This window comes from Pyrococcus sp. (assembly GCF_030153625.1).
Lineage (GTDB): Archaea > Methanobacteriota_B > Thermococci > Thermococcales > Thermococcaceae > Pyrococcus > Pyrococcus furiosus.
The window spans coordinates 16,131-37,792 of the sequence record NZ_JASKLM010000009.1 but is presented as its reverse complement, the minus strand read 5'-3'; the positions used below and the strand labels follow the sequence as shown (position 1 = coordinate 37,792).

At 38.9% G+C, this 21,662-nt stretch carries 23 protein-coding genes and 1 tRNA gene; 11 read left to right on the top strand and 13 right to left on the bottom strand.

Annotated features, from left to right (window positions below):
• Nucleotides 1–67: 67 nt before the first annotated feature.
• The 10 genes from PWP39_RS02640 (at nt 68) to cas6 (ending at nt 8,435) form a co-directional block, all read left to right on the top strand.
• Nucleotides 68–1,207, top strand: a complete 1,140-nt coding sequence (locus PWP39_RS02640) for an RNA ligase (protein WP_288072403.1) — start codon at nt 68–70, stop codon at nt 1,205–1,207.
• Between the two features lie 184 nt (nt 1,208–1,391).
• Nucleotides 1,392–2,477: a type III-B CRISPR module RAMP protein Cmr1 gene (cmr1, locus tag PWP39_RS02635; protein ID WP_288072400.1), complete on the top strand. Its 1,086-nt coding sequence runs from the start codon at nt 1,392–1,394 to the stop codon at nt 2,475–2,477.
• Nucleotides 2,447–2,719 carry a hypothetical protein gene (locus PWP39_RS02630; protein ID WP_288072397.1) on the top strand — a complete coding sequence of 91 codons (273 nt, stop codon included), beginning with the start codon at nt 2,447–2,449 and terminating at the stop codon, nt 2,717–2,719. Before cmr1 ends, PWP39_RS02630 begins: the two co-directional genes overlap by 31 nt.
• Before the next feature lie 246 nt (nt 2,720–2,965).
• Complete coding sequence (locus tag PWP39_RS02625) at nt 2,966–3,904, top strand: sodium:calcium antiporter (protein ID WP_148267972.1); 939 nt, start codon at nt 2,966–2,968, stop codon at nt 3,902–3,904.
• Nucleotides 3,905–3,919: 15 nt separating this feature from the next.
• Entirely contained in the window at nt 3,920–4,594 is a 675-nt protein-coding gene (locus PWP39_RS02620; RefSeq protein ID WP_011011462.1) for an eL43 family ribosomal protein, read from the top strand.
• Nucleotides 4,595–4,736: 142 nt separating this feature from the next.
• Nucleotides 4,737–4,812: transfer RNA gene (locus PWP39_RS02615), tRNA-Gln, on the top strand.
• A 58-nt stretch (nt 4,813–4,870) separates the two neighbouring features.
• Nucleotides 4,871–6,028 (top strand): aconitase X catalytic domain-containing protein, encoded by a 1,158-nt coding sequence (locus PWP39_RS02610; protein ID WP_011011503.1) that lies wholly within the window; start codon nt 4,871–4,873, stop codon nt 6,026–6,028.
• The gene (locus PWP39_RS02605; RefSeq protein WP_011011504.1) at nt 6,028–6,432 is read left to right on the top strand and encodes a DUF126 domain-containing protein; all 405 of its coding nucleotides are present in this window, start codon (nt 6,028–6,030) and stop codon (nt 6,430–6,432) included. Before PWP39_RS02610 ends, PWP39_RS02605 begins: the two co-directional genes overlap by 1 nt.
• Nucleotides 6,386–7,639 (top strand): site-2 protease family protein, encoded by a 1,254-nt coding sequence (locus PWP39_RS02600; RefSeq protein ID WP_011011505.1) that lies wholly within the window; start codon nt 6,386–6,388, stop codon nt 7,637–7,639. Before PWP39_RS02605 ends, PWP39_RS02600 begins: the two co-directional genes overlap by 47 nt.
• 70 nt (nt 7,640–7,709) lie before the next feature.
• The gene (gene cas6, locus PWP39_RS02595) at nt 7,710–8,435 is read left to right on the top strand and encodes a CRISPR-associated endoribonuclease Cas6 (protein ID WP_011011506.1); all 726 of its coding nucleotides are present in this window, start codon (nt 7,710–7,712) and stop codon (nt 8,433–8,435) included.
• Here the strand turns inward: cas6 and PWP39_RS02590 are convergent.
• From PWP39_RS02590 to PWP39_RS02580, 3 genes are read right to left on the bottom strand one after another with little or no spacing between them, the layout of a single operon-like run.
• Nucleotides 8,419–9,315 carry an MraY family glycosyltransferase gene (locus PWP39_RS02590; protein WP_011011507.1) on the bottom strand — a complete coding sequence of 299 codons (897 nt, stop codon included), beginning with the start codon at nt 9,313–9,315 and terminating at the stop codon, nt 8,419–8,421. The genes cas6 and PWP39_RS02590 overlap by 17 nt on opposite strands.
• On the bottom strand, nt 9,305–9,835 hold the full coding sequence (locus PWP39_RS02585; RefSeq protein WP_011011508.1) for an HD domain-containing protein: 531 nt from the start codon (nt 9,833–9,835) through the stop codon (nt 9,305–9,307). The genes PWP39_RS02590 and PWP39_RS02585 overlap by 11 nt, the downstream gene beginning before the upstream one ends.
• Nucleotides 9,836–9,845: 10 nt before the next feature.
• Nucleotides 9,846–10,157 (bottom strand): hypothetical protein, encoded by a 312-nt coding sequence (locus PWP39_RS02580; protein ID WP_014835135.1) that lies wholly within the window; start codon nt 10,155–10,157, stop codon nt 9,846–9,848.
• Between the two features lie 58 nt (nt 10,158–10,215).
• Between PWP39_RS02580 and PWP39_RS02575 the strand changes: the two genes are divergently transcribed.
• Nucleotides 10,216–10,776: an Era-like GTP-binding protein gene (locus PWP39_RS02575; RefSeq protein ID WP_011011510.1), complete on the top strand. Its 561-nt coding sequence runs from the start codon at nt 10,216–10,218 to the stop codon at nt 10,774–10,776.
• Here PWP39_RS02575 and PWP39_RS02570 read toward each other — a convergent pair whose 3' ends face one another.
• The 10 genes from PWP39_RS02570 to PWP39_RS02525 all read right to left on the bottom strand — a co-directional run bounded on the left by PWP39_RS02570 (nt 10,777) and on the right by PWP39_RS02525 (nt 21,654).
• Nucleotides 10,777–11,280, bottom strand: a complete 504-nt coding sequence (locus PWP39_RS02570) for a CDP-2,3-bis-(O-geranylgeranyl)-sn-glycerol synthase (RefSeq protein WP_011011511.1) — start codon at nt 11,278–11,280, stop codon at nt 10,777–10,779. It lies immediately after the preceding gene.
• Between the two features lies 1 nt (nt 11,281).
• Nucleotides 11,282–13,504 (bottom strand): DHH family phosphoesterase, encoded by a 2,223-nt coding sequence (locus tag PWP39_RS02565; protein WP_288072386.1) that lies wholly within the window; start codon nt 13,502–13,504, stop codon nt 11,282–11,284.
• A gap of 12 nt (nt 13,505–13,516) precedes the next feature.
• On the bottom strand, nt 13,517–14,506 hold the full coding sequence (locus tag PWP39_RS02560; RefSeq protein WP_011011513.1) for a TIGR01177 family methyltransferase: 990 nt from the start codon (nt 14,504–14,506) through the stop codon (nt 13,517–13,519).
• Nucleotides 14,507–14,541: 35 nt separating this feature from the next.
• Nucleotides 14,542–15,120, bottom strand: a complete 579-nt coding sequence (locus PWP39_RS02555) for a methyltransferase (protein WP_011011514.1) — start codon at nt 15,118–15,120, stop codon at nt 14,542–14,544.
• A gap of 120 nt (nt 15,121–15,240) precedes the next feature.
• A complete protein-coding gene (locus PWP39_RS02550; RefSeq protein WP_011011515.1) occupies nt 15,241–16,191 on the bottom strand; it encodes an NAD-dependent epimerase/dehydratase family protein in 951 nt (316 codons plus the stop codon).
• A gap of 5 nt (nt 16,192–16,196) precedes the next feature.
• Entirely contained in the window at nt 16,197–16,712 is a 516-nt protein-coding gene (locus PWP39_RS02545; RefSeq protein WP_011011516.1) for a hypothetical protein, read from the bottom strand.
• Nucleotides 16,709–17,965 (bottom strand): DUF58 domain-containing protein, encoded by a 1,257-nt coding sequence (locus PWP39_RS02540; RefSeq protein WP_011011517.1) that lies wholly within the window; start codon nt 17,963–17,965, stop codon nt 16,709–16,711. Before PWP39_RS02540 ends, PWP39_RS02545 begins: the two co-directional genes overlap by 4 nt.
• Complete coding sequence (locus PWP39_RS02535) at nt 17,962–18,894, bottom strand: AAA family ATPase (protein ID WP_011011518.1); 933 nt, start codon at nt 18,892–18,894, stop codon at nt 17,962–17,964. The genes PWP39_RS02540 and PWP39_RS02535 overlap by 4 nt, the downstream gene beginning before the upstream one ends.
• Entirely contained in the window at nt 18,845–19,909 is a 1,065-nt protein-coding gene (locus PWP39_RS02530) for a DUF4350 domain-containing protein (RefSeq protein ID WP_011011519.1), read from the bottom strand. The genes PWP39_RS02535 and PWP39_RS02530 overlap by 50 nt, the downstream gene beginning before the upstream one ends.
• Nucleotides 19,906–21,654 (bottom strand): Ig-like domain-containing protein, encoded by a 1,749-nt coding sequence (locus tag PWP39_RS02525; RefSeq protein WP_288072382.1) that lies wholly within the window; start codon nt 21,652–21,654, stop codon nt 19,906–19,908. Before PWP39_RS02525 ends, PWP39_RS02530 begins: the two co-directional genes overlap by 4 nt.
• Nucleotides 21,655–21,662 lie beyond the last annotated feature (8 nt).

The following is a 21,662-nucleotide window of genomic DNA, read 5'->3' as shown; positions in this document are numbered from 1 at the left end:
ACAATATTGACTATTATAGGGAACATTATTAAATCTTCTTCGAGAACTCTAAATTAGGGTGGAAAATATGGTAAGCTCGAAGTTTAAGGAGCTCCTTTATACCCTGGGAATTCCCGAAGATAAAGTAGAGATTCTTGAAGCTAGGGGCGGAATTATGGAGGATGAGTTTGAAGGCATTAGATATCTTAGGTTTAAGAATTCAGTTGGAAAACTGAGGAGGGGAACTGTACTTTTTGAAGACGGGACAACTGTTTTTGGCTTTCCTCACATCAAGAGGATTGTAAACCTTTCAGCTGGAGTTAGAAAAATCTTTAAGTCCTCTGAGTTCTACGTTGAGGAGAAAGTTGATGGGTACAATGTTAGAGTTGTGAAGTTCAAAGATAGGATTCTCGGAATAACTAGGGGAGGATTTATTTGTCCTTACACTACCGAAAGAATTGCTGAATTCGTTCCAGAAGAATTCTTTAAAGATCATAAGGATTTGGTATTAGTTGGGGAAATGGCAGGCCCTGAAAGTCCTTATCTGGTGGAAGGGCCTCCATATGTAAAAGAGGACATCCAATTCTTCCTATTCGATATTCAGGACATCAAAACAGGTAGTAGCCTGCCTGTAGAGGAGAGACTCAAGCTCGCCGAAGAGTATGGTATAAATCACGTGGAGGTCTTTGGAAGATACTCCTATAAAAATATAGATGATCTCTATGAGTTAGTTGAGAGGCTTAGCAGAGAGGGAAGAGAAGGAATAGTTATGAAAAGCCCAGATATGAAAAAAATTGTAAAGTATGTGACGCCTTATGCGAATATTAACGATATAAAAATAGGTGCAAGAGTATTCTACGAGCTTCCTGGGGGATATTTTACTAGTAGAATTTCAAGATTAGCCTTCTACATAGCGGAAAAGAAAATTAGGGGGGAAGAACTCCATAACTTGGCATTGCAACTTGGGAAAGCTCTGCTTCAACCTCTTGTTGAGGCCATTCACGACGTTACCCAGGGAGATGTAATTGCAGAGAGATTCAGAGTTAGAGTTAGAAAAATTGAGACAGCATATAAGATGGTAACACACTTTGAAAAACTAGGGTTGGAAATAGAGATAGAGGATATTGAGGAGATAGAGGGAGGATGGAGAGTTACATTCAAGAGAGTTTATCCTGAAGCTACAAGAGAAATAAGAGACCTCATAGGGGGGAAGGCATTCGTTGATTAATGTGCCTTCCTTAATTATTAAATTTTTTTTAATTACTCTGTGATTATATTGTGATGGAATTCTATTGATGGATTATAATATATTCCTAAATAGTGGAACATTTGCCGGAAGATTTTTATAGTATAATTTTAACTTAATTGTAGTAGTACACATTTCATTGCTCTGCTCTCATGGAGGGATGCCAATGTATGAGGCAATTTTTGATCTTGAAGCAATTACCCCACTCTTCATGCGAGGTGCTGATGCTAGAAGTCCTGAGTTTAGCTCTGCTAGTGTTAAAGGGGTTATGAGGTGGTGGTTCAGGGCTTTGGCTGGAGGATACTTTGGGAATAATATAGAAGCTCTCAAAGAAGTAGAGGAAAAGATTTTTGGCTCTACTAGAAACAAAAGCAGAGTTTTTGTTCGAGCTGAAGTTGAAGATGTTAAGAAAGGAAATATATACCGACAAGCTTCTAGTTGGGCAGATAAAACCATTATAGTATGGTCAGAATATGTTGATTATTTCTTCTTTTCAGTGTTAGACAAACGCAGAAATAGAAAAACTAAAAAAATAGATATAAAAACTCGTTTCGAATACTTTGATGTAGGCTCAAAGTTTAGTATTTCCTTATCTTCTACTGATGAAAGATATTTCCGTCTAGCGGAAGCTTCTCTATGGATGACAATAAACCTCGGAGGTTTTGGTTTTCGAGCAAGACGAGGGGCAGGAAGTTTGAAAGTAACAAATGCTGAGGGAGATGTTACTTTAAATTTCACTAAATTCGATTCCCTGAAAAAATTCTCCCAGGAACTTTCTAATGTTGTTTCCCAGTTTAATAAAGCTATTAGAGAGTTGGATATTAAATTTGAGCAGAGTGGTAGGGAAAAGGAGCATTATCCGAACTATCCAACGTTTGATCAAGAAAATTCATTAGTATTCACAAATGAAGAGTGGGCTGCTTCTGGTAAAAAAGAAACGTGGATAAAAGCTCTTGATAATTTTGGTCGCTGGTATTTGGGTAGAAGAAGGGGTAGAAAATTCATTGACGGATTCAGATTCAAGTTTGCTGACTACACTCTGTCTCATGCCCTTGAGAAAGTCAAAGAGGACAGTATAATTAAGACAGTCAACTCTGAGCCTCTAAAAGAAAAACGTTACTATCTTGGGTTGCCAATAAGATATGCAAACTACGGAACGACAGTGTCTGGTTGGTCAGGAGATTTACCACTAGAGAATAAAAAACTAAAAAAGATAACATTGTGCATAGAAGAGCCTCTGGATATTGGCTGAGTCTTATTGATATAAATGGAACAATATACCCAACAGTCACAGTGTTTGCTTATCAGTTTTATCCCAACTATAGGGGAGCCTTTTATTTTGAGAAACAAGACAACAAAACAAAAGCCAGAGGCTTAATATACATTTATGAAGATAACTATTCGGCATATCTCTTTTACAAAAGGTGGATTGAAAATATAGTTCAAAATAGTGACAAGGGAAAATTCGTAGTTCTCTGGCCAAAAAAGAGCTAGATTACTGAGTTAAGCTCAGTAATTAACGGAAGGAGCACTACAAGCAACAGTTTAATAAAAACATCTCTTCTTAACAACTTTTTAGAGAACTCCCGAAAAGAGCGACTTAAGTAAACACGCTGGTTTCTATAGTTTTAAGAAAGGAAGAGAAGTACAAAATAGAGCAATCAAAGGATATGTAGACTACAGTTTGCAACAATATTTTTAAAATCCTCTCCTAACATTCTCACGGGTAGGACAATGAACATGTTGGTGGAGGTTCTACTCTTTGTTGTAGGCCTAATGCTTTTAGTTAAAGGTAGTGATATATTTGTTGAATCAGCCACGAAAATCGCCAAATCATTTGGTGTTAGTGAGTTTTTGATTGCCCTTGTTCTTGCCAGTATAGCGACAACCCTTCCAGAAGTTACAGTTTCAGCAATTTCCTCATTTAAGGGTGAAAGTAGCATAGCTCTTGGAAATGCTGTGGGGAGTGCTCTCGCTAACATAGCTTTGATACTTGCGGTCTCTGCTATGATTATGCCTTTAAATGTGGACAAAATAGCACCAAAGAATTCTCTCATAATGCTTGGAATCACAATTTACGCGTGGCTTTTGATGTTTGATGGTGTGATAAGCAGAATTGATGGCTTGACATTAATTCTTCTATATTTCGCATTCTTGTACTACCTCTATAAAAAGCACATTAGCCTTGAAGAGTTGAGCGCCCAGGAAAGGGGGAATGTTATAAAGAATGTTGTGATTCTGTTTTTGTCGGCGGGGCTTGTTATATTTGGTGCAAACCTTGTGGTTGATAGTGCCGTTGAGATAGCAACTTCCCTGGGAGTTCCTAAGGTTATCATAGGAGTTACTCTAGTTTCCATTGGAACCTCTCTTCCCGAATTTGCAAACTCCCTCACTGCAACGCTTAAAAAGATCCCCAACATAAGCGTCGGAAACATAATTGGGGCAAATATTCTGGACATTCTTATGGTAATCGGGATTGCTTCATTGATAAGGCCAATTGTCGTGGATGACTCTATAAGGAGTATAGTCATGCCGATAACCCTTCTCGTCATGGCAATATTAACAGTGTCCTTATATAGAAATCACAAAGTTGGCAGGAAAACTGCCACAGTACTTTTGGCAATCTATATGTATTTCCTATATCTCCTCGTCCAGGGAAAAGTGTATATACCTCAATGACAAATTTTCTTTGAAATGAAGATACTCCCGAGTATAGCATACCTGAGAGTTCAGAGGCAGGTCTATTTAGGATATTCAATGGCATTAGCTGGATGGATAGGGGAGTATATTTTGAATTATGGTTCATTACCAAAGCCAAACTTCATCCGAAAAGCACTTTCGAAGCTTGGCTTCTCTCACTTTTCTGAAAATTGGGAAGAAGACGCATTTTTGCTCTTTTATCAGAGAAAATCGACGGGAGTAACCGCAACTTGGGATTTAGAAAACGAAAAGTTAATTCTTCAAGTATTTCCACTGAAGACAAGATTATCAAAAGGAATAACAATTAGGGCAGAATATCTGGAATTTTACAATCAACATGTTGTTTCAATTGAGCCAGCACAAAAGCTTCCTCATGGAATAAGGAGTATAGGAATTAATCCTTTGATAGTAGGGGATAGTGAAATCCTAACTCTCCCCTATTGGGGTATGGTGCATGAAGATTGGGAAAACGACTTGAAAATTCTTGTAATGAAAGATGAGATATTTGATAGCCTTTTAAGAGAGGAGTACAGATGTCCAGTATGCTTTTCTCCCTTAAGAAGAGAGGGTAGTGCGCTTGTCTGTGATAGATGTGGGTTTATTCACACTCCAGAAGAGGGTCTCGAGGAAGTAATAGAAAGGTTCACTGTTGAGGAGTTCTCTTTTTGATCTTCCAAAATAAAATGAGAACTTAAGAAGCCTTTGAACGTGTGGAGCCTTTTTGAAGTGTTTTGAAGACTAGTGGGCTATTATTGAGCTTCTTTTGTTTCGTAAAATTTATAAGTGCATGAATAAAGCAGTGATTGGGCATAGCCCCGTGGTGTAGCGGCCAAGCATGCGGGACTTTGGATCCCGCGACCCGGGTTCGAATCCCGGCGGGGCTACCATCGTTTTCTTTTAAAAATCTTTTAAACGTCAAAACCTAAACTTCTATTAGGTGGGAAAATGTACCTAACAAAAGAGGAAGAACTAGCTCTTTCTGGAGAATATGGGCCTGCAATACAAAAAGCCATGGAGATACTTGTTGCCCTGGGTGATATCTACAATGCAGACAGGTTAATACCAATAAAAAGCGCTCAAATAGCAGGAGTTAGCTATAAAAATATTGGCGATGAAGGAATAGAATTCCTTAGAGACTTTGTGGAAGCTGGAGCTAAAGTTTCGGTGTATACTACCTTAAATCCAGCGGGAATTGGCGATGAAGACTTTATGGAAAAGCAAGCGGAAATAATTGAACTTTACAGGAAGATGGGAGTTGAAATTACATCCACATGCACTCCCTACTATGGGCCTAACCTTCCAAAGTATGGAGATCATCTAGCTTGGAGCGAAAGCTCTGCTGTAATCTTTGCAAATTCTGTTTTAGGGGCTAGGACAAATAGGGAAGGAGGCCCCTCAAGCTTAGCTGCAGCAATTGTGGGAAAAACTCCCAACTATGGACTTCATTTAGAGGAGAACAGAAAAGCTACTCATATAATTGAAGTAAAAGATAAGCTAAAATCTCGCACAGAATATTCTCTTCTCGGCTATAAAATTGGAGAGATTGTCGAGAATGGAGTTCCATACATAAGAGGAATAGCACCTACAACCGAAGACTTGAAAGCTTTAGGGGCAAGCATGGCAGCTAGCGGTGGAGTTGGATTGTATCATGTAGAGGGATCCACCCCTGAGTGGAGAGGGGCAATAGTTGACAAGATAGAAAAGATCGAAATTGGAAGAAAGGATTTAGAGGATGTCAGGCAGAGATTCTCCGTTGATTGGGGAGATGTTGATATAATCCTCTTAGGGTGTCCTCACGCTTCATTAAGGGAAATAAAGGAAATAGCTGAATTGTTGAGAATGAGAGATAAGCCTTTGAAGATACCTCTATTTATCACAGTTAGCCGGGGCATCAAAGCCTTGGCGGATTACTTGGGATATACCGAGATCATTGAAAGGTACAACGGAAAGCTTTTACCTGACGTTTGTCTTGTTGTTTCGCCAATAAAGGAGTGGTATTCTGGGGTAGCAACGGACAGCGGAAAGGCGGCATTTTACCTAAAATCTTTTGGGCTAAAAGTTCTTCTTGATACAACTGAGAACATTATAATGGGGGCTCCATGATGAAGCTCAAAGGGAGGGGGATAGTAAAGGGAGTTGCAGAGGGTGAACTAGTAGTTTCAAGGAAGCCCCTTTCATTTTTAGGAGGAGTGGATCCAAACACGGGAATAATCACTGATCCTGAAAGCGACATACAAGGGGAAAAGATAACAGGAAAGATACTTGCATTTCCCAGGGGAAAGGGATCAACTGTTGGGTCATATGTAATCTATGCTCTCGCGAAGAAAGGGACTGGACCTAAAGCTATAATTGTCGAAGAGGCAGAGGCAATAGTGGCAGTGGGCGCTATAATCGCAGGAATTCCCCTAGTAACTGGAATTGATATTTCAAAATTAAAGAGTGGCATGAAGGTAAGAGTCGATGGTGAGAGAGGGGAGGTGGAGATTATTGCCCAGGGGGATTTATGAGTGCGTTAACTGCAAGCATAGAGAAGTTTTAGACAAAACCCAGCCTCTCCTTCCTGGCAGATGTCCTGTTTGTGGAGGGGATATGATACTTGTTGGTTATGAGCTTGACATAGAGGAAGAGGAGAAGCCAAGCTTTGAGGACTTCCTAAGAGAGCACTATGACCTTGGCGAGTTAATTGAGCATAGGGGAGAAGTTTACGCTTACGAGGTTCTTGGAATAAAAACTGAAAACTTTGAGGAAGTTTTGAGAGAAGCTGAAAAATTTGGCTATTGGCTTGCTCTTAAGAGAAGAGAGGGGAAAATAGTTCTTTATGTGTTCCCAGCTCAATTATATGAAGACAAAGAAAATCCTCTTGTTGGAATTGCTTTGTTCATACTAACACTTCTAAGTACGTTCTTTGCTGGCTACATTCTCTCCTTAAATTACGTGAAAACACTTGAAGACCTTAACCTTCCAGGAATTAAAAATTTGTATTTGAATGCCTTGGCCTTCTCCCTGGGAATAATATCCATTCTAGGAAGTCATGAAATGGGACACAAAATAGCGGCCACAATTCATAACGTAAAATCCACATTTCCGTATTTCATTCCATTTCCATCTTTTATTGGAACTCTTGGAGCAATAATTAGGGTGAAATCCCCAATTCCCACCAGAAATGCCGCAATAGATCTTGGAGCTAGTGGTCCTCTTGTTGGGCTTATTGTCGCCATTCCCGTTACAGCAATAGGGCTTAGGTTATCCCCCTTAGTCCCCGTCGATTACCTTCAGGGGGAAGGAACTATATACTTTGGTATGAACTTGATATTCTATGGGCTGTCAAAGCTGGTCATTGGAGATGTGCCGGAGGGCTTTGGAATTATCCTTCACCCACTGGCAATAGCTGGTTGGGTGGGAATCCTTGTGACGTTCTTGAACCTTCTTCCAGCGGCTCAACTAGATGGAGGACATATAGCGAGAGCCTTCCTTCCTGAAAAGGTTCACAGAGTCCTAACTTATGCTTTGGGTTTTGTAGCTATAGGACTGAGCTACCTTTGGCCAGGATGGTTCTTATGGGGATTGTTAATTCTCATTATGGGAAGGGTAGGAAACCCAGGGGCCTTGGATGAAGTGACTCCCCTTACGTGGAGTAGAAAAGTATTGGCCATTATAATTTGGGCAGTATTTATAGCGTCAGCAACTTTAGTTCCGTTTTCAACATCCAGCTGAGCGGAAATCTTTTATCTTTATTTATCTGGAAATAAAAACAAGCTTAACATGAAATAAGGGAGGGGACTAGATGAGAATTGAGATAAAATTATTGCCACTTCAAGATAACCCAGTGATTCCGTTCAACTACAACTACGAGCTATATTCCCAAATAGTCGAAAAGGCTGGGGCTATAGAACCAAGAATAGTGAAGCTTTTGGAATCCCCTCACGGGTATTGGACGTTTTCAAGAATAATCATAAGAAAGAGAGAGATAATACCCGAGAAGGGAATAAAGATTTTGTCGGATGATATCTCTCTCTACATTTCATCCTCAAACAAGGAGATAATTAAGGGAATCGTAGAGGGTATTGAAAAAAGCCCAGAATTTAAAATAGGCGATGTAGGATTTTTAGTTGCGGACATAAAGGCTCTAAAGAGCAAAGAAATAAAAAATGTAAACATATTTTCAACATTAAGCCCTATAGTAGTTAGAACTGTGAAATTTGAGGGTGATAAGCTTAAACATTGGGATCTTTATCCTCACGATGAATTGTTCTTAGACAGGCTTAGAAAAGTGATGCTCCTGAGATATCATGAGGTTATGGGAGATTTACCTGAAGATAAAGACTTCAGAATTGAACTCATAAAGTTCAAGCCTACGAGACTTATTGTCAAGGATTCATACATTAGAGGATCTCTCATGGTGTTTAGATACTATGGATCCAAAGAAATTGCAAAATTTGGGTACGAAAATGGATTTGGAGAAAAAACGAATCTAGGATTTGGAATGGTGAAGATTATAGAAGAGCAATAACCAGAAGGGCTAATAACATTTCTACTAACCATGTAGATAGGACAAGACGGGGTTCAGTAGCTCTCCAAACTTTGTTTAAAGCTCTAATCATAATTCCCAGGAAAGAGGTATATGGAGGGGGCAACAAAGTTCCATCTTCTAAGACTTTTGTTTTTCCAATGGACTTTCCTTTGAATCTGACCTTCATCTTTAAGAGAAAGTCAATTATGTGGGGAAGCAAGAGAATAGTGGCTTGAGTCTCAAGGCCAGAAGTTATCGTAACTAGTCCTATTAAAGCTCCAAGAGATAAAGTTCCAGTGTCTCCTGGGAAAACTTTTGCAGGGTATTTATTCCAGATTAAGAATCCCAGGCCGGCAAAAAATCCTATAAGAGCGAGCTCTTTCATGTTTTTGGAAAGTACAAACAGGGCAAATAGAATTATAGATGATAATCCAACCTCTAAACCGTTAAATCCTGCAAGTAAGTTCACTAGATTTGCAACAAATGGAACATAGAGCCAAAGGAAAATTATGGCAAAGATGCCTAAATATACTTTGTGGTTAAATACAACCAGAAAGTTCCGTTCCAGGTTAAAGAGGACTGGCATTGAAACTAGTATTGTTAAAAAAACTTTATGTGACTGCTTTAGGTTTACAAGGTCATCTATGACTCCAACAACCCCTACAAGGAGAAAAACTGAAACTATCCAACCAGGGATGTTGGTAAAAAAAGAAGCTAATGAAATCGAAATTAGAAGTGCTAGTCCTCCCATCTCCGGGACAAGAACTTCTTGCACTTTATGCACATCTCTTCCAACTATGTTGGCTTTTTTCATTAGAGATGCAATGTAAGGAGTTAGTGTGAGGGACAAGAAAAATGCAACAATGCTTTCAATGATCATCTTTCAGCCTCCTAACTTCCTCTATAATTTCCCTTAGATACCTCGAAATTTCCAATTTCTCTAGGTCTTCCAATGCATTCCAAAACTCACTTAAGTTTTTAGCGCCGGAAAGTTCGTACTCATATGCCTGGATTATCATGTCAAGTTTATCAGCAATCTTGACTAGCTGTCCCTCTAAAGTTAATGCTTTTGAATACTCTTCGAATAACTCTGTATATTCCGGAAGGACGTCTTTTAGGGCTTTTGCTTCAGCTTCTTCTTTATTTAGATATTTTTGAGCAGAAAGGGGGAGATCTGTAATAATGGCCTCTCCGAGGTCATGAATTATTGCTATTTTTAGGGCCTTTTCGACATCGATTTCAACTCCCTTCTTCTTTAGTTCTTCGGCTAGGAGGAGGGTTATGAATGCTACTCTATATGAATGATCGGCGACACTCTCTGGATTTGGAACTCCTTTAATTAGCCAGCCCATCCTGGGAATTCGTTTTAATTTTCCAGCTAGAAGGATTAGGTCTATCATGCTTTCATCCCTACTCTTCGCTTATATACACAGCACCATTAGTTTCAATTGCCCTTGCAATTATTCCATCTCCAACAAAAACTCCATAAACCTTCACTTTCTCCCCCGCCTTTATGTAGGGGGTTCCAGCAAACTCTATTTTTAAGCCCGAGATCTTGAAAGTTGTTCTGTAACTCGGCAGTTCCATAGGTAAAAATTCTATGATAGGCTTGTTCTCTATCTCTCCTTCAATGACAATGTTTTTCCCCTTGAATTTCCCATTTCTAAGTTCCTCTGGAGTCACTATATAATAAAAGTGGTGTCCCAATTTTACCCGTTTCATGTTCCTCCCTTCCTTATCTTTTATATCCCCCAAGCTGGAATAAATTGTGGGGTGAAATATGATAAAGGTTGCGATAATTGGTGCTGAAAATGTAGGTAAATCAACCTTGATGAATGCTCTCTTAGGAGGGAAAATCTCAGAAGTCTCAGAAGTTCCAGGTACCACGAAGGGAACAATAAAGAGAGCTTTTGGAAAGATAAAGTTGCCGAAGACAATTAAGAACCCTTTTGGTGGGGCAGATGAGCTTGTACTGATAGACACAGCTGGGTTATTTGACCCAGAAAAAGAAATTAGGGGAAAAGTCTTGAGCGAGGAAGCATTTAAAGAGCTAATAAACGAGATAATAAGGGCTGATATAATTATTCACATGATAGATGCAACGAAGGGCCTTCACAGAGGAATGGAAAAGCTTCACTATATCCTCAAGTTTAGATACGAAAAGCCAATCATAGTTGTGATAAATAAAATTGATTTAGTTCCCAGGGAGAAAGTTGAAGAGTTGGCAAAGATAGTCGAGAAAAGACTCGAACAGAAGCCTATACTCCTATCCTTAGTCACGTATGAGGGATTTAACGATCTTCTTAAGGCCCTTGTTCACTATGCCCAATATGCAAAGTAATTACCAAGGAACACTTTTCCATTTCATCTTGTACGCAAGGACATTGGTCCCCCAGTGGATAAGAGGAGTGACCACTAAGAGAAGTAGAACTTCTCCTGTAGGAATTGTATGTACTGGGTATGCAAAGCATAGTGCTGAAATTAGGAATCCCCACTGATCTAGACCCACTGCAGGATAACCTGGGGGCAAATTGAGCCTCCTTTTTATGAAACTTCCAATTAGATCTCCAACTAAGGCTCCAAGAGCCAAAAGAAAGGAAACTTTGAAGGCCAGGCTAAGAGAAGGGTAATAGGGATAAATTATTTGCTGTATAACTCCAATAAGCGTTCCAACTGTTAATCCCCCTAAAAATCCCCTCCACGTTTTGCTGTCTCCAAAGATTCTTCTTCCATCTCTCCAAGTTTTTCCAAAGTCAATAGGAGTTCCCCCACCTAAAATAACTGGAGAAGAATTAGCAAAGTATGCGGGAAGAATATACCAGAAAGCTTCAAGAATTGGATGCATTTCATTCACCAGCCTTTAGTTTTAATACCTCCTTTGCAAATGCCTCCAAAACCTCTTTCCTCTTTCCTTCGAAGAATTTAATTGAACCAGCATAGCTGTGTCCTCCACCCTCAACCCCAGCATCTGGGAGTTTTTCTGCTAGAATCTTCACTATCTTGTTAAGGTCAAAGTTGTACTTGGCCATTCCATCACTTGCTCTTACAACCGCAAAGTCCGGTCCATAGGCTAAGGTTAGAATTGGCGAATCCTCTCCATATTGTTCTTTGAAGTGATCGTGAATAATCCCTGATAGCTTCCCTGGGCTTGGATACTCAAACTTTGGAGCATAGAGCTCAACATCAATTGTGTTAAACCTAATGCCATTTGGAAGAACGACGCTCTTTACATGAGGAAGGACGGCTTTGAGGACTTTTTCCTGCTTTTCTTTGACTTCTGGGTAAATTCCCTCAACGAGCATTCTATGCCTCTGCAGGTTCCCAGTTATTAAAAGGATCTCCTCAATTATTCCCCTTCCATCCATGAACTTCCAATAAAAGGCTTCGTGGTCGATAACTTCAGCAATCTTTTTGAGGTCTTCCTCGTCGAGTCCTTTCTCCTTTGCATACTCCAAGTACTGGTAGAATTCTGGTGCCTTGCTCCTATCTCCCGTTCCTGCAATTGCTGGTAAGTGCTTAATTCTATCTTCAACCTCTGGGTTTATATAACGTGCTACTTCCGTGGCTAGCATTCCTGCAGTGAGCTCATAATAACCACGCTTCACGTGATGTGGGTTTACATGGACATCAACGTATTCATCAACCTTAGCTTTGTCTTCACTTATCCAATCTCTTGGATCATGGTGGTCTATTACTACTATCTTTACTCCATAAGCCTTTAGCCTCTTATAAGCTGGAATATCCTCTGTTGTTCCTCCGTTATCTACTATTACAACTAAGGGCAGCTCATCTCCAAATCTCATGTGGTCTTCCATCATAAATATGATATCCTTAAGCACATCTTCTAGTTCATAGAAGGGGGCCCTGGAAGGTCTTCTCTTGAAGAGATGCCACCTGGCTTCTGGATCTGGGGCCACTTTTTCAATTAGCGGGATTATCGCAGTTTCTAATGCTACCCCAGCCGTGTATCCGTCCGTATCGGCGTGATGCCTTAGAATTATTGGCCTACCCTCGAAGATAGCCCTCCTTATCATGAAAGCCGCCTTCATGATCTTTGGCTTCAATGCCTCGAGAACCTCGCTCTTAACCAAGAAGCCAACGTCACTTGGCTGGGCTCTCCTGTCTAATTCTTCCTCAATTTTTCTCTTGACTTCTGCAGCATCTGGCCCCCAGAGCCTGTACATGTCTATAACTTCTACTTGTATACTTCCTGCGTGGAATGAGACTTTCCCTATGATCTCAACTATGTCGCCGACATTGATGTTTGGATAAGCCCTTACTCCAGGAGCTTCAAATGCTGCAGCCCATGTTATTCCAGTTCCATCAGTTAAGGTAAAAACAGTTGGACCCCCAGTTACCTGCACTTGCGTGACCTTTCCCCTGATCTTTACTGTTCTACCTACGAGTTCCTCTTTTAGCTCTTCAATTGGAGTTACTGGAAGCTCTTTCTTTACATGAACTTCCCTATATTTTGTTAGAGGGGCTTCCAGAAAGTCTATCTCTCTCTTGTCAGGCCTTACATCGAGAACTTGCACTATTATCTCATCACCGAGCTTGTATTCTCTCTTCCCTAAGAGGTCTTTTTTCTTTATTAACCCAATAACGTGCTTGTTTAACTTTACAAACACTCCAAACCTCTCTACCCTGTCAATTACACCTTTATAGTAGCTTCCAATTTCCACATCTTCATAATCACAAGCATTGTCAAGAACGTACACTACTTTGAACTTTCTTTCACACTCAGGACAAACCCAAGTTGTTTCCATCCCAGGTTCCCAGGGGCCTTTAACCTTTCCACATATGTCACATGCAAGTACTTTTCCAGTTCCTCCGCAAGTTGGGCAAGTGTCATAAACTGGAACTGTTCCCTTTCCATGACACTCTGGACAAGGAATTTCGTCTACCTCTTCATCCACTCCAAAGTTCTCTAAATTTCTGTATCCTTTTAGATGATCTGTGAGCTTAAAGTCAGCTGGAACATAACCCCAACCATTACAAACTGAACACTCCTTTTCTCCAACTTTAACTTTTCCACTTCCCCCACATTCTGGACAATCCTTGACAGCCATTTTCATCACCTCTCATACCTTCATTACGTAGAAGTATCTCGCAAGAGATGAGTGCACTCTCTGATAAAACCTATCAATTACTTTAAATCCTATGCTCTCCGCAACATCAATGGCATCAAAATCTTCAGGGAAAGCTATGCTTAAATACCCCTCGAGTACTTCATACATGCTCTCTAGGGCCTTTTTATAGAGCATATCTCTTTCCATTGAGAGTGTTGTTGAAGACCCATAAGGAGGATCGGTTGCTATGGCTTCAAAAGTTTTTCCTGGGAATGCTTCCTTAATTCTGGTGGCGTCACCAACTTTAACTACGTAGTCTTTAATTCCGTAGTACTCTAGGTTTATCTTTGCTCCCTCTACCATGTCTTCCCTTATATCTAAACCATAAACTTTAAGCCCCATTAATCCCGCTTCAATTAGCATTCCTCCTGTCCCCATAAATGGGTCTAGCAACTCCCTTGTAGCTCGGGTAAGATTTACCATTGCTCGAGCGATTCTCGGTGGCAAAGCTATTGGTCTTGAAAATGGTCTTCTGTCTGCTTTTCTGTTCTCGAATTCTTTTCCTTTAAATTCTCTTATTCTAACTCCAAGCCAGAGTTTTTCTCCACAGTAAATCCTAATAACAGTAGTTGGGCTTGAGAGGTTAACTTTGAAGCCTTTTGAATATATTGTTCCCCCAATTATCTTGTCTAGGTCTTGGATATCATAAATACAATTCGCCATTCTTTCTTTTCTTACGGCGAAACTCCCCTTAATTACACCCTCCCAATTGCATGATTTTGAAAATTCTATTATCTCCTCTGGTGAATCTGATGAAAAGAGCAAAATTCCATATTCATGAGCCATCCCGAGTCTCTCAAAAAATTTCAGATCTTCTACTTCTCCCCATACAAACAAATAATCCTTCCCATTTACTTTACCCTTTCCCAGTTCCGAAAGGGCCTCCACCTCTGCAACGGCCATTTCAGGGATATTTCCCAAAATTTCAACATAGAACTTCATCAATGCTCAAATAAAAAAGAAGGTTAAAAAATTATCTACTGAGAACCTATAACCTTAATCCTTACCTCTACGCTGTCTGTCATGCATTCATTTCCTGAATCCCCATCGAACTTGAACCTAAACTTAACTGGTAGCACTTCTTTTTCCTTTAGTTTTCCTGAAAATATCAAAATATCTTTGCCTGCAAGTTTGTTTAGCTTGCTTTTGACTATTTCACTTCCATTTGCAATGATTGTGGCTGTTATACATTTGCTTAGCTCCCCTACATCATCAGTTAAGTCAAAAGGCTTTTCTGCAGGGGATAATTCGTCTTCTCTGTCTACAATATACAAAACAATTGAGATATTTGAAACCTCTACATTGCCATAGTTCTTTATGTAGAAACTAACATCTTCCACGTCTCCAGGCTTCATGTCTTTAAGTTCAAAGAGCTTTAGTGTCTCATAAAACCTGTTGTTGTCCTTTCCTATCCTAATGTCGAATTCTCCACTGGATATGCTGTTTCCCTGGGAGTCAGCTATATCCAAAAAAGATCCCCTTGCTGTCGATGCTAAAATAACAATAACCCCAACAACGAGTATACCAAGTATTATTTTGTTATTTTTAATCTTCATTTTTTACCACCTTCAAAAGTTTTTACAAAAATTTGACGGCGTTCTTCTTTATAAATTTTATGATAGGATATAAAAGAATTTGAGAAACTAAAACAAAAATACAACTAAAAATAGTAAAAATCAGGCCTTTAGAAGCTCCCTAACAGTTCTTCTCACAGCCTCGTAGCTATTCATTTTGGGCTTCCAACCAGTGGATTTTGCTTTAGTTATGTCGAGTAACATGAACTTTACATCCCCTTTCCAGCCTCTTCCACCGTCAACTCCACCCGTGAACCGGAATTCTGGATTTAGGCCCATTTCTTCACTTACAATTTCAGCTATTTCCTTAACTGTAATCCAGTCTTCATTACCTAGGTTATAAACATCGTAGATTTTTCCTTCTTTTTTAAAGTACTCAAAGATGTGAAGCATTCCCTCGACAGTATCACTTACGTGGAGGTAGCTTTTTCTCTGAGTTCCGTCTCCAAGAATTTCTAAAACCTCAGGATTCTTCTTGAGTTTGTTTATGAAGTCGTAAATTACTCCATGATTCGCCCTTGCCCCTATTATGTTTGCAAGCCTAAATACTACTGCATGGAATTCGAATATGTGGGCATATCCACTAATTAAGGCCTCTGCAGCCAGCTTTGCACCTCCATAGACGCTTATTGGCTCTAGGGGACCATAATCTTCTGGTGTTGGAATGACTTTCGCATCTCCATATACCGTGGAAGATGATGTAAAGATGAGATACTTAACGTTTGAATCTTTTATTGCCTGGAGGAGGTTGTATGTTATTAGAACGTTTGTCTCGTAGAGAAGCTCTGGGCTTTGAGCACTTATCCTAACTTCTGGGTTTGCTGCTAGATGATAGACAATATCAACGTCTTCTACAGCTTCTTTTACAATATTTGGATCTCTCATATCCCCTTTTATGAACTCAAATCTGCTGTTATCTAACCACTGCTCTATGTTCTTAAGACTCCCCGCACTTAAATCGTCGAGGACTCTAACTCTATAGCCCCTTTCCATTAAGGCATCTACAAGGTGTGAACCAATAAATCCTGCCCCTCCAGTGACTAATACCTTCATATTTCTTACCTCCTTGTTGGTTGAAATACAAGATATATAACTAACAAAGAGCCGGCCATTATTATGGAAATATATTCCCCAGGAAGCTCAATAAGTTCCCCAACTAGGGCAGGGGAAATTATTAAGCTGAAGACTGCAGCGGGTATTAAAATACTATGGAAATTCTCTATATGAAGTAAGCCCGCTATAATTAATCCCAAATAATAAAAGTAGTCTCTAAGTACTCCCAGGAAGAATAAAGGTAAGTAGTATAGATCTGTCTTTTGTAACTTTTTTCCCTCAATGCTCTCTTTTAAGGCCAATAGAGAAGGAATTATGGCCATCAATGTTGTTTTTATTGTTTCATATGAGATAAGCTCTTTGACTTCCACAAACTGAAACGTTATAATGGTGTACATGACAAATAGCAAATAAGTAAGATCCCTACTTCTTCTTCCGACTAAATAAATCAGTGGAATTAGGAGTACGGCTGGATTTCTTAATATTGCCCCTCCAGTTAAAGAAGTTATGACTCCTATCATTCTAATCCCCTCAGCACTTCCTCATAATCGTAAGGTTCAAGATCTATAACTGGAACAATGGTAGAAAACTTCCTAAGCATTAGCTCTCTCTCCTTATAACTTTCATAAAGCATTTTTAAAACTTCTTTGTCTACCTCATATGGGTAGAATAGGACGGGATTTGGTGAGAAGATAATAATTTTGTGTTTTTTCTTTAGCATAACAACCAAAGAATATAGTAAAGATGTGTTGCTCATTAAGTCTGTGATTATAAGCAGATAGGAAGGACTTTTTATTGAAAGTAAAGCTTCTGCAATCCCTACTTTTTTCGGAAAAACTTTTCTTAGAAACTTTCTTCCTTTTTCTGAGAATGAAGATAGACTAGCTTTTAAACTAGAGATACCACGTTCCCTTCTGACTTTTAGATCACTTCTTATCTTCTCTAGATGGGCAACTCCCTTTCCAGGTTCAATAACCTTGTATCCTCCTTCCCAATACCTTATAAGCCCCACTCTATATCCCGCCTTTACAAGGAGTCCAGTGAGGTAAAGGGCGAGAGATGAGCCATAGTCAATCTTGCCTTTTCTCATTTCTCTTGTTTCATCTAATACAATGTAGACATCACTGTCTCTTTCCTTCAAAAATTCTCTTATAATTAGTTTCCTAATTCTAGAACTTGCCTTCCAGTCTATTCTTCTTATGTCATCTCCAGGATAATACTCCCTTAGCCCATAAAAGTCAACGGTTTCAGATCCAATAAGAGCTCTTTTGTAAGACTCCTTTAGCCTAACATTTCTGGCCTCTTTCACACCCTCCTTAATTGAATCCACAGAAGGAACTACGCCAATGTTCATCGAGGCTTCTTCGGTTTCAAAATTCAAAAGCCCATATAGATCTTGAACTAGGAGGGAAACCCCAATATTATAGGAGCCCTTGAGTAGTGGGGTTACTTTTAGCTTAATAAACCCTCCTCTCTTTATTGGAACTTCTTTCAAACCCTCCACTTTAACTTCAAAGGGAACCTTGACAATTGGTTTAATTATTGTAGGACTTCCATTATTTCTTATTTTTATTAGGAAGTCATACTGTTTTCCTTCTTCAAGCTCCCCGGGCCCTTCAATTTCAAATGAAATTTTAGGAGAAAAGGAAAAATGAGCGAGTTTTATATAGGCTATAATCCCAGCTCCAAAAAGAGGGCCAAATAAGCTTCCAGTAAGAAATCCATGAAGTGCTCCAAGAAGAGAAAGTGTAACGAGAATGTCCTCTCTCTTCATATGGGCACCTCAACCTTATCTAAAATTTCCTTGATTACTGTATCTCCTTTAATCCCCTCTATTTCATATTCAGGCTTGACTATAAGCCTGTGAGCGAGAACTGGAATCGCCATTGACTTCACATCATCGGGAATAACGTAGTCTCTTCCTTCTAGAAAGGCCTTCGCCTTTGCTGCGTACAATAGGTGTTCAGCTGCTCTAGGTGAAGCTCCTACTAAAAGTCTTTCATCCTTTCTGGTCTCGACAATTATTGAGTGGAGATATTTGAGAACTTCTTCACTTGTCCTAACTCTTTTTACAGTTTCAATCGCCTCAAGGATTTCAGATTTTGAGAATATAGTTTTGACTTCATAGAACTCTCCTTTATCTTTCCTTTTAAGCATCTCCAATTCTTCCTCAATACTTGGGTATCCTACTTTGATTTCAAGAAGAAATCTGTCTATTTGGGCCTCAGGAAGGTTGTAAACTCCTTCAAATTCAAGTGGATTTCTAGTGGCAATTACCAGGAAAGGTCTTTCCAAAGAAAATGTTTTTCCCTCTATAGTAACTTGTCTCTCTTGCATGGCCTCTAGTAAAGCTGATTGAGTCTTTGGTTGAGCTCTGTTGATTTCATCTGCTAAAACCACATTTGCAAATATTGGTCCCTTCTTTATTTTCCAATTTCCATCAACTTGGTCATAATATACGGTCCCGAGAATATCTGCAGGGAGAAGGTCTGGAGTTAATTGTATTCTTGAAAATTTTAGCCCCAAAGCCTGGGCAAAACTCTTAGCTATTGTGGTTTTAGCTACTCCAGGTAGTCCTTCGATTAGTACGTGGCCCTCTGCAAGCAGAGCTACAGCTAGAAGCTCTATAACTTCATCTTTTCCAACGACAGCTTTATGAATTTCTTTTTTGAGCTTTAGAAGGAATTTTTCCCCTGATACCACTCTCACCAAGCCTCCTTGATTTTTCTATTCCTCTAATAATCTTTTTAAGTATTCTTTCATCGTACCCTTCCTTTTTGAGCTCCTCAATAATGTCATCAATTGTTGTTTTTTCCTCTCCAAAGATTCTGTTAAGGATCTTATTCATTAATTTTAGTCCAAGCTTAATAGTTTTTGTTGCCATTCCACTTTCTATAAATAGGGCAATAAGAGTTACCGTAGAGATTACTAAGAAAGCTAACTGTTTGTTTACCTCCCTTCTAATTGTAACGGTTCCTGTCTGAACAATATTAAATCCTGAGTGATGAGCTTCATCAATATATGCCGGATACTCCACATATGCCTCAACAAAGCTTTCTATAAACTTGGAATTATATTTGAACATTTCGTTTGTGAAAACACTTGGGTCTGAAAACAGGACTATTTTTCCCTTTCCGTAATCTAAAGTTGCCATGATGGAATACTGACGAAAGCTTCTCCCGAGCATTGTGATTTTACTCGTAACTATGCTTCCGTTTGACCAGGTTATTACTGAAGGAACGTTTAAGATTATCATCTCAACATTTTCTAGGTTCTCATCGTTAATTCTAACCACAACTGGAAAATTGTAATTTTTTGAATAGAAAACGTCTATTGGCTGAGTTTTGGCAAATCTAACAGATAAGTTTAGGCCTTCTAAAATCTCGTTTCCAGTTCCAAAATCGTCTATAAGGATAAGAATTCCCCCATTTTCGAGGAATTCTTTTATCTCTTCAATTTCTTGGCTTGAATAGCTTAAGTCTGGCCCTAAAATTATTAATGTTCCCTCTCTCTTGCCCAACTCAAAGGAATTAAATGAAATTAAAATGGGATATATTTCACCCCCCTGGAATAAGACTTTTGCAAAGGAGGATGCTCCCATTGGAGAAGGATTGAAAATGCTAAATGGAGTCGTATTTGTAAATAGAGGGACCGTTAAGGGGGATATCATGAAGAATATTCCAATTGCGATAAGCGAGAAGTATATGGCTCTCCTCATAATTCACCACCTAGGACTTTAGTAACTATAAAGTTTGACAAAGCCCTAAAGAACTTACCTATAATAGCTCTTGTTAGTTCCATCATACCATATACGTGGACTTCATGAATTGCAGTTAATTCTTTTAGATACCTTGAAAATGGTTCATTGGAAAGAATGCTATAGAGCTCTCTAGGAGTTAGACTTGGCTTAAGATTGTACTCTGTAATTAGGGAATGATAGACTTCCCTATAGGCTTCCCTAACTGAAATTTGTTTGGTTTCATGGTCTTCCTGGGTCAAAAGTTCAGGTTTTATGGGAATCCCGAACTTGGTTCCTTGTGTTCTTGAAAATCGGAGGAGAAATACAGCTGTAATTACTATCCCTAAAATTCCTAGTATCTCAATGACTGGGAGTGTGTATACCTCAACTACCAAGGTATTTGATCTAGCAGGGGTATAGATTTCATTTCCTGGGAAAAATACGTAAATCTCGTGCCTACCTGGAGAGTTAATTGTTAAGTTGAATTCTCTGGTAAAGGGAATTACAGCCGTTAAATTTTTGTCAACGTAAACATATAGGGGTTCAACTTTTGCTGTGGAATTTATTCTAACTGTGTAAATTTCGCCTTTTTTGACTCTTTCTTCTCCAGAAATTCTTATATTGACTGGAATTCTCGTGAATATTGCTCTAACGCTTGAATTACATCCCTTATAAATTTCATTGCCGGGGTACACAATTGTTATTTCTAGCGCTTTTGGATAGTTAGAAGTGATATTGAATGAAAATTTGCCGAGTTTGTTAGTTTTGAGAGTTACATTTAACGGAAAAATGGATATACTCTGATTTGGAATTGGATTCCCAAAATAATCTACTAAAATGCCAGAAATCTCTATAACATTATAAATATGCGAGTAAACTTTTTCAGGAACTAAGATATTTGTTGGCATCTTCGTTACGTTAAATACTAACATGTTAGACTTGACTATAGAAGTTCCATTTTGCCCTGAAGCATAGGCAGTGTAAATTCCAAGTTTAGAGAATTTATAAACTACTGAGAATTCTCCTGTTTTGTTTATTGGAATAATAACCCCGCTAATGTTTAAATAGACATTTTTCAGACCTGGATTGTTACCAAGGATAATTACCTCTTCTAAAACAAACGGATTTAAGTCTGTGGCAGTTATTATAAATCCCTCATTGGCTCTTATTATAAATCCCTCTTTGGCTCTGTATTTTTCTAATGCTTTCTCATAAATGGTGATCAGGCTGTTTATTCTTTCAAGTTCTTCCCTAACATCTTCTATATCCAACTTCTTAACATCCCCATTCTCTCCTATAAATTCTAATTTTCCTATCTCTTCTAAGCTATATTCTGTTTCTTCAACGCCAACTTTCATTAACTCTATTCCAGATTTTGCCTTTGTATAAGCAACATAACTTTTTGAGGACTTTAGATCTTCGAACCATGTTATGAATACCGTATTTCCCTCTACTATTTTGCTAATTCCATTTCTGAGAGTTATAAATGGTGGCAGGAAATAGGGCATCTTTGTTTTAATTCCTTGGCTTTCATAATAGGAAGACTCCTCTATTGTCCTGTTTACTATTTCATCAAATATCCTAAAGTTTTCCTTAGTTAAATTCTCTAAAACATCCCTGGATAATTGTAGGAGAGAAGAGAAAAAAATGTAAGCACCTTCATCATTTTCTCTAGCCTTTTCATATTCTAGCTGTCTCTCAACGGCGAATATTGGAGATATCATTGTTATTA

What these genes read in the sequence shown, in the direction of transcription:
- cmr1 (WP_288072400.1), top strand. Translation starts at nt 1,392, where the DNA reads ATGTATGAGGCAATTTTTGATCTTGAAGCAATTACCCCACTCTTCATG.
- PWP39_RS02565 (WP_288072386.1), bottom strand. Translation starts at nt 13,504, where the DNA reads ATGGCTGTCAAGGATTGTCCAGAATGTGGGGGAAGTGGAAAAGTTAAA.
- PWP39_RS02550 (WP_011011515.1), bottom strand. Translation starts at nt 16,191, where the DNA reads ATGAAGGTATTAGTCACTGGAGGGGCAGGATTTATTGGTTCACACCTT.
- PWP39_RS02575 (WP_011011510.1), top strand. Translation starts at nt 10,216, where the DNA reads ATGATAAAGGTTGCGATAATTGGTGCTGAAAATGTAGGTAAATCAACC.
- PWP39_RS02540 (WP_011011517.1), bottom strand. Translation starts at nt 17,965, where the DNA reads ATGAAGAGAGAGGACATTCTCGTTACACTTTCTCTTCTTGGAGCACTT.
- PWP39_RS02625 (WP_148267972.1), top strand. Translation starts at nt 2,966, where the DNA reads ATGTTGGTGGAGGTTCTACTCTTTGTTGTAGGCCTAATGCTTTTAGTT.
- PWP39_RS02525 (WP_288072382.1), bottom strand. Translation starts at nt 21,654, where the DNA reads ATGATATCTCCAATATTCGCCGTTGAGAGACAGCTAGAATATGAAAAG.
- PWP39_RS02545 (WP_011011516.1), bottom strand. Translation starts at nt 16,712, where the DNA reads ATGATAGGAGTCATAACTTCTTTAACTGGAGGGGCAATATTAAGAAAT.
- PWP39_RS02600 (WP_011011505.1), top strand. Translation starts at nt 6,386, where the DNA reads ATGGTGAGAGAGGGGAGGTGGAGATTATTGCCCAGGGGGATTTATGAG.
- PWP39_RS02620 (WP_011011462.1), top strand. Translation starts at nt 3,920, where the DNA reads ATGAAGATACTCCCGAGTATAGCATACCTGAGAGTTCAGAGGCAGGTC.
- PWP39_RS02640 (WP_288072403.1), top strand. Translation starts at nt 68, where the DNA reads ATGGTAAGCTCGAAGTTTAAGGAGCTCCTTTATACCCTGGGAATTCCC.
- PWP39_RS02605 (WP_011011504.1), top strand. Translation starts at nt 6,028, where the DNA reads ATGAAGCTCAAAGGGAGGGGGATAGTAAAGGGAGTTGCAGAGGGTGAA.
- PWP39_RS02530 (WP_011011519.1), bottom strand. Translation starts at nt 19,909, where the DNA reads ATGAGGAGAGCCATATACTTCTCGCTTATCGCAATTGGAATATTCTTC.
- PWP39_RS02580 (WP_014835135.1), bottom strand. Translation starts at nt 10,157, where the DNA reads ATGAAACGGGTAAAATTGGGACACCACTTTTATTATATAGTGACTCCA.
- PWP39_RS02560 (WP_011011513.1), bottom strand. Translation starts at nt 14,506, where the DNA reads ATGAAGTTCTATGTTGAAATTTTGGGAAATATCCCTGAAATGGCCGTT.
- PWP39_RS02585 (WP_011011508.1), bottom strand. Translation starts at nt 9,835, where the DNA reads ATGATAGACCTAATCCTTCTAGCTGGAAAATTAAAACGAATTCCCAGG.
- PWP39_RS02570 (WP_011011511.1), bottom strand. Translation starts at nt 11,280, where the DNA reads ATGCATCCAATTCTTGAAGCTTTCTGGTATATTCTTCCCGCATACTTT.
- PWP39_RS02610 (WP_011011503.1), top strand. Translation starts at nt 4,871, where the DNA reads ATGTACCTAACAAAAGAGGAAGAACTAGCTCTTTCTGGAGAATATGGG.
- cas6 (WP_011011506.1), top strand. Translation starts at nt 7,710, where the DNA reads ATGAGAATTGAGATAAAATTATTGCCACTTCAAGATAACCCAGTGATT.
- PWP39_RS02555 (WP_011011514.1), bottom strand. Translation starts at nt 15,120, where the DNA reads ATGAAGATTAAAAATAACAAAATAATACTTGGTATACTCGTTGTTGGG.
- PWP39_RS02590 (WP_011011507.1), bottom strand. Translation starts at nt 9,315, where the DNA reads ATGATCATTGAAAGCATTGTTGCATTTTTCTTGTCCCTCACACTAACT.